Below are 12,001 nucleotides of genomic sequence, written 5' to 3' on the forward strand. Positions count from 1 at the left end.
AGGATCAGTTAACTTAACCATCGTTCCATCTGGTTTTTCTGTATTAAATACTAAGTCACCCTTAAATCCAATAATATCTTGAATTAAAGTTGCTAACTCTTTTATAGATATATCTACACCTGTTCCTATATTTATATGTGTATTTCTTACTTCTTTTTGATTTTTATCATAAGTATCTGTAAAATCTCTATTCTCTAGTAAAAATACACAAGCATCTGCCATATCTTCTGAATATAAAAACTCTCTTCTTGGTTTCCCTGTTCCCCATATCTCTACTGAGTCTTTATTCACACCAAATTTTTCAAGGTAATTGTTAGCTTCTTCTAAAGAATTCATATTTAAATCATCTAATACAGCTTGTGTATTTCCTTCATTTAAAAGTTTTGCTAAGTATATCTTTCTAATTAGTGCTGGAAGTACATGTGATTTCTCTAAATCAAAGTTATCATTTGGTCCATATAGATTCGTTGGCATTACAGATATAAAGTTTGTTCCATATTGTAAGTTATATGATTCACACATTTTTATACCAGCTATTTTTGCTATTGCATATGGTTCATTTGTATATTCTAGTGGACTTGTTAATAAACAATCCTCTGGCATTGGTTGAGGAGCCTCTTTTGGATAAATACAAGTTGATCCTAAGAATAGAAGTTTTTTTACTTTATGTACATATGATTGGTGTATTACATTATTTTGAATAGCAAGATTTTCATATATAAAATCTGCTCTATATGTATTATTTGCAACTATTCCACCAACTTTTGCAGCAGCAAGAATTACATACTCTGGCTTTTCTAGACTAAAAAACTCTTCTACTGCATTTTGATCTGTTAAGTCTAGTTCTTTATGTGTTCTATAAATAATATTTGTATAACCTTTTGATTGAAGGTTTTTAACTATTGCAGAACCTACTAAACCTCTATGTCCTGCTACATATATTTTTGAATTTTTATTTATTATATTTGACATATTTAAATATACTTTATATTAATTTTATTACTATTCAAAGTAACTCATAATTTTATAACCACCATCTTTTAGATATTGGTCTTTTGTCATAAGTTTTATATCACTTTGCATCATATCTTCAACTAAGTCTTGAAGATTATACTCTCTATTCCATCCAAGCTTCTTCTCTGCTTTTGAAGGATCACCTAATAGTAAATCAACTTCTGTTGGTCTAAAGTATCTTGGGTCTACACAAACAACTGTTTGGTTAAGTTTTAAATGAGATAAATCAATACCCGATACTTTTGCTTTTTCTTCATCAAAACTATCTATAATACCAATTTCATCAACACCTTCATTTTCAAATCTTAAATTAATACCTGCATAAGCAAAAGCAAACTTAACAAAGTCTCTTACTGTTGTAGTTTGTCCTGTAGCAATAACCCAATCTTCTGGTTCATCTGCTTGTAAAATCATCCACATCATTCGAACATAATCTTTTGCATGTCCCCAATCTCTTTTTGCATCTAAATTACCTAAATATAATTTATCTTGTAAATTTAGTGCTATTTTAGAAGCTGCTCTTGTAATTTTTCTTGTTACGAAAGTCTCACCTCTAACAGGAGATTCATGATTAAATAAAATACCATTACACGCATACATTCCATATGCTTCTCTATAATTTACTGTAATCCAGTAAGCGTACATTTTTGCAACTGCATAAGGAGATCTTGGATAAAAAGGAGTTGTTTCACTTTGAGGTGTTTCTTGAACTTTTCCATATAATTCTGAAGTAGAAGCTTGATAAATCTTTGTTTTTTTCTCTAAACCTAGTAGTTTCACTGCTTCTAAAATTCTTAATGTTCCTGTACCATCAGCGTTTGCTACATATTCAGGTGTTTCAAAAGAAACTGCAACATGGCTCATTGCAGCTAAATTATAAATTTCATCTGGTTGACACTCAGCAATAATTCTTGTTAAATTCATAGAATCTGTCATATCACCATAATGTAATATTAGGTTTCTATTTTCTACATGAGGATCTTGGTATAAGTGATCTATTCTATCTGTATTAAATAAAGAAGACCTTCTTTTTATACCATGTACGATATATCCTTTTTTTAGTAAAAATTCTGCAAGATATGATCCATCTTGTCCTGTGATTCCTGTTATTAATGCTACTTTTTGCTCTGCCATTCTTATTATTTTCCCTTTATATTAAACTTTGTTTAGTGCTAACAAGTAGTATCTTTGATATCACTCATTAGCACTAGTCATTATAAATTTATTTTTTCTTTAAAAACTGTGGTATCTTTGATAAGTTTTTCATAACTATTGTATGCCATCCACCTATACCATTATTTTTTAAAGCTTTTATATCCTCTTTTGATTTTTGAATGATGTTTTTTAGACTTCTGTTACTAGCTCCTCCTACTCTCATCTTATAAAGTACTTTTGGTAGATATGATGTTGTGATTTTGTATTTTCCTAACATTCGAAGCATGAAGTCATAATCAGCAGCGATACCAAAATTTAGATCAAAGTTTCCATGCTTTTTATAAAACTCTCTTTTTACAAAAAAAGTAGGGTGAGGTGGCATCCATCCATTTGTTAGCTTTTTGTAGCTGTATTCCCCACTTTTCCAGTATCTAAATATCTTAGAAGTATTTTTTTTATCTACATATACTAGATCTCCATATATACTATCGGTATCATTTGACTTAAATGTTTCTACTACATTAGATATGATAGTTTCATCAGCATAAATATCATCACTATGTAAAAAACCTATAATATCACCAGTAGCTAGTGATACCCCACGATTTAACCCATCATAGATGCCTTTGTCTTTTTCACTTACAAAGGTTGTAATTTGGTCTTCATATTTTTTGATGATATTAACTGTACCATCAGATGATGCACCATCTACTATAATGTATTCTATATCAGGATAGTTTTGTAATAGTACAGATTTTATAGCATCTTCTATTGTCTCTTTATTATTCCATACTGATGTTATGATTGATACTTTCATTTTATAACTCTTTCTCTTTTTTTGATAGCTGGATTACCTTGGTATATATGATATGCTTCCAAATCTTTTGTAGCTATACTTCCAACTGCTAGTACACTATGTGATTTTAATGTTACTCCAGGGCAAACAGTTGCCTTTGCACCAACCCAAGAACCATCTTCTAAAACTATCTCATGTGTTAGTAAATCAAACGTCTCCAAAGTATAATCATGACTTCCCGTAAGCAAAAAACTTCCTTGTGATAAAACACAATTTTTACCTATAGTTATTTTTGCAAGATTATCAATCCAAACATCTTCTCCAATCCAAGAATAATCACCTATTTCCAAAAGCCAAGGATATTTTATACTTACATTTGGTTTTATAACTACACCAAGACCTACTATTGCACCAAATAGTTTAAGTACTTTACATTTTATATTTGATGGTATAGGTAACATAGTTTTAAATAAAAACATATTTACAAAATACCAAATAAGTTTTTTAGAAGTTGAGCCTGGATTGTACCAGTCGTTGTTGTATTTATTTAGGTTTACTTGCTTCATAATTTAAAACCATATTTTTGAATTAGAGTGTCTTTTAAACTTAAATTTGAGTCTTTAGCTTTCTTTTGTATTTCATAAATTTTTGCATCTACTAAAAATCTATACCAAAAACCTTGTAAAAAATGCCAAATTAAACCTTGTTTCCCATCTAGAAAACCTAGTTTTATAAAATATCTCCATAGAAAATATATAAAAGGTCTTGTAAATAAAGGTAAGTTAGCATATTTCTTTTTTAAATATCTTTTTCTTTCTTCTTGTGTTCCAAAAAAATTCGAATCAACTTCATCATATTTTAAAAATTCATGAATTATATTTAATACATCTACGGCTTCTCTTGTAGCATAATTATTGTGTTTATTTGTCCACCATGTTAAATCATTTAGATTATCATCTACCAAATCATTTTCAAACTGGATTGTTTTACCTTTTGATAGTTTTATATGTTCATCCATCCATCTTTGTTCAATATGGCCATCTTTATATCTCCATATTCTAAGTAGCCAAGTTGGATAATAACTTCCATGTTTAATCCATTTGTCTTTAAAATAAACTCTTCTTTTTATATAAATCCCTGATTCATCACCTTTCATAGTTGAAATTTTTGATGAAATCTCTTCTTGAAGTTCAGGAAGAATATATTCATCAGAATCCATTCTCATTACCCATTCTGTTTCTATTGGACAATTATCTAGTCCCCATTGAAACTGTAGAGCATAATTTATCCATGTGTTTTGATAAACTTTTGCTCCAAGATTTTGTGCTATTTCAACTGTTTTATCTGTTGAAAAAGAGTCTATAATAAAAATGTTTTTTACTACAGGTAATAAAGATTTAATGCATCTTTCGATGTGAAGTTCTTCATTATATGTAAGTATTACTACTGATATATCTTGTTTCATTTCTTCTCCAATACTGATTCATATAATTCTTTAAATTCAGCAGCTATATTTTTCCAGTCATATTTTGATGCTAGGTTTTTAGAATTTTCTTTTAATTTATTTTTATCTTGATTTAATATTTCATTCATAGCTTTTGAAGTCTCAACTATATTATTATTAACCCATTTACCACAGTTATATTCTTCTACTTCACTCCAAGGTGTCATTTTACTAGCTACTATTGGAGTACCTGTAGCTAAACTTTCTACATACACATTTCCAAAGTTTTCATTGTGTGATGGTAAGCAAAATAAATCTGCATTTGCTAAAAAGTCAATTTTATCTTGCCCTGATATAGCACCTATTAAGAAAATGCTTTTTTCTAAGTTTAAATTTTGAATTTGTTTTTTTAGTTTTTTTTCTTCACCTTCATCTGAACCAGCTATAAGTAAAACACTATTTGGAAATGATTTTAATACTATATTAAAACTATCAATTAAAATATCAAAGCCTTTTTTCTTTTGAAGTCTTCCCATAGATATTATGATTTTATTTGATTCAAAATTTTGATTTGTAAACTTATTTACATATTCTTTACTTGATAATATATTTGAATTTTGATAATTATCAAATTCTATACCATTTGGTATGATTGTTACTTTTGCATTTGGATAAATAGATAAAATCTCATCTTTTTCTTGTGTAGCTGTTGCATGCCAAGTAATATTTTTAACCAAAGGTTTTAAAAGTTTATTTAGCCATAAAGATTTAAATCTGTTTCCATTATCCAAACACCAAAGACCAAGTGAACCTCTAGGAGATAAAACGATAGCTTTATTAAATAGTTTTGCATATAACAGTGATATTGGAACAGGTGTATTAAAAATAGCTTGAATATGAACAATATCTGACTTTTTAATATCTTTCCAAACATTTAAAAATAATTGTAAAGAAAACTTATCTACTTTTGTTTCATCATAATATTTTACATAAAAGTTATCTTCAAATTTTATTTTTTTATTTACTTCTACATCAAGCTTATTATGCATATTTGTATTTGTAGTTGATACATTTATATTTATATTATCTAGTTTTGATAACTCTTTACAAGTATGTAAAGTAGAAAATATTGGGCCACCATATATTGTAGCTGGATAAAATGACGGTATAACTAGGTTTATTTTCAAAAGCGTATCCTTGTAATAAATTGTATAGATTTAACTATTATGATTGAGAAAACAATCATTGTTAAAAATGAAACAATATTTCTATTGGTTAATGCCAAAGAACCGAAGATTGCACTTGAGTACAAGTACATTCCAATTGGATTATAGTTTAAATGAACTACTAAGTTATAGAAATATTTAAGAAAATATCCAAATATCAATCCTCCTATAGGTACTCCTATATAACCAAAATTTATATACATATTAGTTATTGTATTTGGTGGCCATCCTACTGCTGTCATTTTTAGCAGTGATGTTGTAGGAGATACGATATTTCCATGTGCAATATTATAAATATATACACCTTCATCTAATGGAGGTTTGTCAGGAAACATACTTCTTGGAATTGGAGCATATAATATGTCTTTGAAACTTGTACCTAGCCAATAATTTGAAGAATCAAATATTGAATATATCATTAAAGAACGATCTAATTCACTAAATCTCTCAAAAAAATTAAATAATTTTTCGAAAGAATCTATAAATAATATATCTAAATTATTTGAATAATATTCAAAAGCTCCTTGAGCTCTAAACAAAGGCATAGCAGAAAAATAAATCAATCCAATAAATCCGAAGATAATATTTTTAGTTGTGAATATTTTGACTTTATTAATATGATAATTCCATATTAAAAATGTAAATAATATGAATAATATAGGAGTTTTTCTACTTCCTATTGAAGTAAAAATCAGAAATATACTTAAAATAATTACAACTAGATAAATTTTTTTTATCAAACTTTTATTACTCTGTGAAAAAGCTATGACTAAATAGCCTACTGATAAGAAACCAGCAGTATAATAAATAGCTTGATAATAACCAGTACCAGCAATAATAGTAGATTTTGAATCTATATTTTGTAATAAATAGAATAGCCCACCAATTGAATTTAGGAATAAATAATATCCTAGGAAACAAAGTAAAAGTAATGATAAATGTGTCAGAAGATTTATCCTATGACTATTGTCTGAATCTTTTAATAAATTATATAGATATTTTGGTCTAGGATTAAAAATAGCAAGTGAAACTATAACAAATATAATGAATAATGAACTATTGAAAAAATGGATAAAGTAAACTTCACTAAAATCTTTTATATGAATTTTTGCATAGTAAGGAATTAAATCTAAATTATCTATTATCTTGAATGCATATGGTATTTCAAATAGTGTAAAAATGATAAAAAAACTTTTTGGAGAGAAAATATCATCATTCTTCTGGTGTATATTTATTACATAATATAAAATTAGTAAAAAAAATAAATATGTATATATAGTTAAAATTGGCATTTAATAACTTTTTATCTTTTTAGCAGGTATACCAGCGTATATAGTGTTTTGTTCTAATATATCTTTTGTTATAACACTACTTGTAGCAGTGATTGTATTTGTTTTTATTACGTTACAATTTTCAGAAATAATAGTATTAATTCCAAACCAACATTTGTCTTCAATTATTAAAGGTTTTGGTAAAGGTTTACTTCTAGGATCATATCCATGAGTATGTGATAGAATTTTTACATTTTCTGAAAATAAAGTATACTTTCCGACATGTATATTACCAGTATGATCAAACTTGCAATTTTTACCAATATGAATATTATCCTCTAATACTATATATCCTTCATCTAATTCAGTTCCAAATATTGTGTTACTTCCAATGTAAACATTATTTTTAATAATTACATTTTTTGGATTTTCGAAATGTACACCTAGTTCTATAGTTACATTTCTCCCACATTCTTTTAAGAAGTGTTTCCAAAAATATGAATTAAACTTAATTAATAAATATCTTATAATTCTAAATGGTAACCTCAAAATAAATAGAGTAAAGCCACTTTTTACAACAAGTTTTTTTATTTTTAATAAATATTTATGCATATTTAGCCCTTTTTATAAAATAATAACTAATTATATACATAATAGTTCCACTTAAAAAATATATTAAAAATGAGTTAGCTAATATTTCACTATTTAAATTTTTCTGAAAACTTAAATAAATAAACATAAAAATCGAGCCTAATAAAGCTGCAAAAAATAGCAACCATATTTTTGAAATTGAAACCATATATCTATTGTATAAAGTTGCTAGAGTAAAAAATATTGATGTAATACTCAAAATAATCAAAGTTGTAGAACCTATAATATAATCTTTACCATATAAACTCATAATTTCTTTAGAAAACAACATAAAAACAAAAGCAATAACTACAGATATCCCTAAATTAACTAATAAATTAGTTATAAATATATTTTTAGTTTCTGTATTGTCATTTGAAGTTTTGGATAACATACTTAACGCTACATTTGTTGTAGCACTTGTAATTATCATAATAATAGTGAGCCACTGAAATGCAGCATCAAAGATTGCTATTTCTTTAAAACTATTTGTTTCATTTATTACTAATACTCTTGCATACCAAAATGTAAAAGCATTGATTATTACAGCTAGAAGTAGAGGCGTACTAAACAATAATATCCTTTTACTTTCATTTTTAAATTTTTCTAATTCAAATTTTGTTTTATGATTTAACTTTTTATAGTAAAAATACTTCACCATAAAATCAAATGCAAAGTAAAAACTAACTCCAAAAAGTCCACCATAAAGTCCAAAAAAATAGATAGATAAAAATATAATAGGAATAGATATAGTTGATGTGATAAGACTTAAAGTTGCTATTTTTCTAAATTCTTCAAATCCTATAAGGATATTTTGCATAAGAGTAGAAAATGTTGTTGTAACTAAAATGATAATACCGATATACAGAGCATTTATTACTGTAATGTTATTTAAAAAAAACTTCTCTACAATAAAATCTGAAAAAAAGAATAATATTAAAGATATGCAAAAAGATATAATAATATTTATAATAAAAATAGTTGAAAGTAGATAGGGTAAATTTTCTTTTTCATTATGTGAAGTTTCTGCAACTTTTTTGATTACAGTTGAACCTAGTGTCCCACTAATTAAACCTTCAACACTTGATATAGTATTTCTTATCATAGCAAATTGACCAAATTGATCTTGTGTTAGCAATCTTGCAGCAAAAATATTTGCTAAAAACATAGCTAGCCTTCCTATAGAGTTACCTATTAGAAGCCATAAACTACTACTAAGTATTTTTTTTATTAAATTCATTTTTTATATCACCTTAACTATCACTATTAAAAATATCTCTAGTATAAACTTTATCTTGAACATCAAGTAAGTCTTCACTAAGTCTATTTGCTACTATTACATCTGCTTCTTTTTTAAACTCATCTAAATCTTTTATTACTTTTGAGTTAAAAAATACTTCATCTTCTAAGTTTGGTTCATAGATAACTACTTCTATTCCCTTAGCTTTGATTCTTTTCATTATTCCTTGAATTGCAGAAGCTCTAAAGTTATCACTTCCTTCTTTCATGATAAGTCTATATACTCCTACTTTTTTTGAAGTTTCTATATTATCTGGGTTTACAGGTGTTAAATTTAGTTTTTCTATTATACTTTGGGCTATAAAATCTTTTCTAGTTGTATTTGCTTCTACAATTGCTGAGATTAAGCTATGTGGTACATCTTCATAGTTTGCTCTTAATTGTTTTGTATCTTTAGGTAAACAGTATCCACCATATCCAAAGCTTGGATTATTATAATGATTTCCAATTCTTGGATCTAATCCTACACCTTCTATTATCTGTTTTGAATCAAGGTTATGTGATTGAGCATATGAATCTAGTTCATTAAAGTAAGCTACTCTCATAGCTAAGTATGTATTAGAGAATAGTTTTATTGCTTCTGCTTCAGTTGAATCAGTAAATAAAATATCTATATCTTTTTTTATAGCACCTTGAGCAAGTAGATTCGCAAATGTTTTTGCTCTTTGAGATTTTTCACCCACGATAATTCTTGAAGGGTACAGATTATCATGTAGGGCTTTCCCTTCTCTTAAGAACTCTGGAGAGAATATAATATTATTTGTATCAAACTTTTTTGATATTTCTTTTGTATATCCTACAGGAATAGTTGATTTTATTACCATTGTAGTGTTTGGGTTTATTTCTAGTACATCAGCTATTACATACTCTATTGATTTTGTATTAAAGTAGTTTGTTTCAGGATCATAGTCTGTTGGTGTTGAGATAATTACAAAGTCTGCATCTTTATATGCTTCTTTTTTATCTAATGTAGCTTTAAAGTTTAAATCATCTCTTAATAAGTATTCACTTATTTCTTTATCTTCTATTGGTGATTTTTTATTATTTAAAAGTTCTACTTTAGAAGCAACTATATCTAATGCTATTACTTCATTATCTTGGGCTAATAGTATTCCATTTGACAGGCCTACGTACCCTGTCCCGGCTATTGCTATTTTCATTTACTTCATATCCTCATTTTTTAACTTATTTTTTAAAATTATCTTACCTTCTTCAACACCTGGTTGATTATAAGTATTTATTTGCATAAAACTTCCAACTATTGATGTTAAAAGTTGATATGAGTACATAAGTTTTCCTATATTGAATTCATCTACCTTCTCTATTGTAATCACATCTGTTGGGATATTATCACACTTTTCTACAGCTTCTATTGTAGAGTCTGCTTGCATATTTATCAAGTCCTTAAACTTAATATTATTTACATAATCTAACTCTTCTAAATGAGGAATTGATATATCAGGTATTATCGTTTCTTCCTCAAAGTCATCTACTTTTATAAATGTAACTGTCTTATCTCTTACCCCTTCCATTATTAGCTGTAAAAAAGAGTGTTGATCTACTGGACCTATTAGTCCTATTGGAGTTAAAGCTTGTCTTGTCCCATTTATATTTACTTTTCCAAGACTTTCACCCCATAGTTGGATATACCACTTATTAAAACCTTCTAAAAGTGAAGAATATGAAAAAATTACATTTATATTAAATCTATTTTTATTCTCTACCATAAATCTAGCTTTTTCAAAGATTGAATGAAAATACTCTTGTTTTTCGAAAAAGCTATTATTTACTTCTTTACATCCATCTAGAAGTTTTTGTATGTCTATTCCCATAATAGATAAAGGAACTAAGCCTACAGGTGAAAATACTGAAAATCTTCCACCTACATCTTTTGGAATTTCAAAAGTTTTTATATCATTTTCTTTTGCATATGAGTTTAGTTTACTATCATATTCTGTAATACAAACACAATTTGTTTTATCAATTTTTACTAGACTATGTAAGTATTTGAAAACTGAAATAGTCTCAATTGTAGTACCAGATTTTGAGATGATTATAAATAATGTGTCATTTATATCATTTATATACGATAGTCTTTTTTTTAATTCTAAAGGATCAGTTGATTCCAAAAAATGAAGTTTTTTACCATTTGATTTATTTCTAAGAAAGCTATTTATTGCATAAGTTCCTAAACTACTTCCACCAATACCAACTACCACTATATCTTTTTGAGTTACAGTTTTAGAAAAGCTTAAAATCTCTGAAATATCTTGATAAGGTAAATTATAATAACCTATGTTATTTTTCTCTTCTACTATCTTTTCAAAAATTTCATTATTTGATTTTATTTGGTAGAAATTCTTTTGATATTTCATCTTTAATTATTCGCTTTCTCGTAAAAATAGCTAGTAGCTTCAACAAAACCATCTACATTTCCACAATCAAATCTTTTACCTTTAAACTTATAAGCAATAACTTTTCCTTCTTTTGCTTGTTCAAGTAAAGCATCTGTGATTTGTATCTCTCCACCTTTTCCTGGTTTTGTATCTCTTAAAATATCAAAAATATCAGGTGTCAAAATATATCTTCCAATAATCGCTAAATTTGTTGGAGCTTCTTTTGGGTCTGGTTTTTCTACCATATTTGACACTCTATATATTCCGTCTTCTATTTGCTCACCATCAATTACACCATACTTATCTGTTTTATCTTTTGGTATTTCTTCTATAGCAACTATTGAACACTCATATTTTTCATATAGTTTTATCATCTGCTTTAATACTCCACCTTCACTAGAAGTATTGTCACATAAATCATCAGCTAATATAACTGCAAAAGGTTCATTACCTATTAAAGTTTCACCTGTTAAAATTGCATGTCCTAAACCTTTCATTTCTAGTTGTCTAGTGTAAGAAAAAGTTGTAGTTTCAATAATCTTATTTAGATCACTTAAAAGTTCTTCTTTTGAAGAACCTTTTATTGAATTTTCAATATCAGTATTTGTATCAAAGTGATCTTCTATGGCTTTTTTATATTTAGATGTAACTATAGAAATAGTACTACATCCTGATTCTAATGCTTCTTCAACTCCATATTGAATAAGTGGTTTTGTAAGTACTGGTAACATCTCTTTGGGTATTGCTTTTGTAGCTGGTAAAAATCTTGT

General features: G+C 27.1%; 12 protein-coding genes. All 12 read right to left on the reverse strand.

The window, feature by feature from the left end; genetic code table 11:
* On the reverse strand, nt 1–960 hold a 960-nt coding region (locus ACH5BF_RS14040; RefSeq protein WP_423274885.1), incomplete at its 3' end, for a GDP-L-fucose synthase family protein.
* A gap of 42 nt (nt 961–1,002) precedes the next feature.
* Nucleotides 1,003–2,148 (reverse strand): GDP-mannose 4,6-dehydratase, encoded by a 1,146-nt coding sequence (gene gmd, locus ACH5BF_RS14045; RefSeq protein WP_423274204.1) that lies wholly within the window; start codon nt 2,146–2,148, stop codon nt 1,003–1,005.
* Nucleotides 2,149–2,236: 88 nt separating this feature from the next.
* Nucleotides 2,237–2,986, reverse strand: coding sequence for a glycosyltransferase family 2 protein (locus tag ACH5BF_RS14050; protein ID WP_423274877.1), 750 nt, complete (start codon nt 2,984–2,986; stop codon nt 2,237–2,239).
* The gene (locus ACH5BF_RS14055) at nt 2,983–3,531 is read right to left on the reverse strand and encodes a WcaF family extracellular polysaccharide biosynthesis acetyltransferase (RefSeq protein WP_423274878.1); all 549 of its coding nucleotides are present in this window, start codon (nt 3,529–3,531) and stop codon (nt 2,983–2,985) included. Before ACH5BF_RS14055 ends, ACH5BF_RS14050 begins: the two co-directional genes overlap by 4 nt.
* A complete protein-coding gene (locus ACH5BF_RS14060; protein WP_423274879.1) occupies nt 3,528–4,430 on the reverse strand; it encodes a glycosyltransferase family 2 protein in 903 nt (300 codons plus the stop codon). Before ACH5BF_RS14060 ends, ACH5BF_RS14055 begins: the two co-directional genes overlap by 4 nt.
* The gene (locus ACH5BF_RS14065) at nt 4,427–5,596 is read right to left on the reverse strand and encodes a glycosyltransferase (protein WP_423274880.1); all 1,170 of its coding nucleotides are present in this window, start codon (nt 5,594–5,596) and stop codon (nt 4,427–4,429) included. Before ACH5BF_RS14065 ends, ACH5BF_RS14060 begins: the two co-directional genes overlap by 4 nt.
* Nucleotides 5,593–6,927, reverse strand: a complete 1,335-nt coding sequence (locus ACH5BF_RS14070; RefSeq protein WP_423274881.1) for an O-antigen polymerase — start codon at nt 6,925–6,927, stop codon at nt 5,593–5,595. Before ACH5BF_RS14070 ends, ACH5BF_RS14065 begins: the two co-directional genes overlap by 4 nt.
* The gene (locus ACH5BF_RS14075) at nt 6,928–7,518 is read right to left on the reverse strand and encodes an acyltransferase (protein ID WP_423274882.1); all 591 of its coding nucleotides are present in this window, start codon (nt 7,516–7,518) and stop codon (nt 6,928–6,930) included.
* Nucleotides 7,511–8,776: an oligosaccharide flippase family protein gene (locus ACH5BF_RS14080; protein ID WP_423274883.1), complete on the reverse strand. Its 1,266-nt coding sequence runs from the start codon at nt 8,774–8,776 to the stop codon at nt 7,511–7,513. The genes ACH5BF_RS14075 and ACH5BF_RS14080 overlap by 8 nt, the downstream gene beginning before the upstream one ends.
* A 13-nt stretch (nt 8,777–8,789) precedes the next feature.
* The gene (locus ACH5BF_RS14085) at nt 8,790–9,995 is read right to left on the reverse strand and encodes a nucleotide sugar dehydrogenase (protein WP_423274863.1); all 1,206 of its coding nucleotides are present in this window, start codon (nt 9,993–9,995) and stop codon (nt 8,790–8,792) included.
* Nucleotides 9,996–11,210, reverse strand: coding sequence for a glucose-6-phosphate isomerase (locus ACH5BF_RS14090; protein ID WP_423274864.1), 1,215 nt, complete (start codon nt 11,208–11,210; stop codon nt 9,996–9,998). It abuts the gene before it with no gap.
* 2 nt (nt 11,211–11,212) lie between these two features.
* Nucleotides 11,213–12,001 (reverse strand): UTP--glucose-1-phosphate uridylyltransferase GalU (galU, locus tag ACH5BF_RS14095; protein ID WP_423274884.1); only part of this gene is annotated, 789 nt, incomplete at its 5' end.

Source organism: Arcobacter pernae, assembly GCF_049472135.1.
GTDB lineage: Bacteria > Campylobacterota > Campylobacteria > Campylobacterales > Arcobacteraceae > Arcobacter_B.

Bases quoted from the DNA above. Each gene is read 5' to 3' on its own strand.
- gmd (WP_423274204.1), bottom strand. From the start codon at position 2,148: ATGGCAGAGCAAAAAGTAGCATTAATAACAGGAATCACAGGACAAGAT.
- ACH5BF_RS14050 (WP_423274877.1), bottom strand. From the start codon at position 2,986: ATGAAAGTATCAATCATAACATCAGTATGGAATAATAAAGAGACAATA.
- ACH5BF_RS14055 (WP_423274878.1), bottom strand. From the start codon at position 3,531: ATGAAGCAAGTAAACCTAAATAAATACAACAACGACTGGTACAATCCA.
- ACH5BF_RS14060 (WP_423274879.1), bottom strand. From the start codon at position 4,430: ATGAAACAAGATATATCAGTAGTAATACTTACATATAATGAAGAACTT.
- ACH5BF_RS14070 (WP_423274881.1), bottom strand. From the start codon at position 6,927: ATGCCAATTTTAACTATATATACATATTTATTTTTTTTACTAATTTTA.
- ACH5BF_RS14075 (WP_423274882.1), bottom strand. From the start codon at position 7,518: ATGCATAAATATTTATTAAAAATAAAAAAACTTGTTGTAAAAAGTGGC.
- ACH5BF_RS14080 (WP_423274883.1), bottom strand. From the start codon at position 8,776: ATGAATTTAATAAAAAAAATACTTAGTAGTAGTTTATGGCTTCTAATA.
- ACH5BF_RS14085 (WP_423274863.1), bottom strand. From the start codon at position 9,995: ATGAAAATAGCAATAGCCGGGACAGGGTACGTAGGCCTGTCAAATGGA.
- ACH5BF_RS14090 (WP_423274864.1), bottom strand. From the start codon at position 11,210: ATGAAATATCAAAAGAATTTCTACCAAATAAAATCAAATAATGAAATT.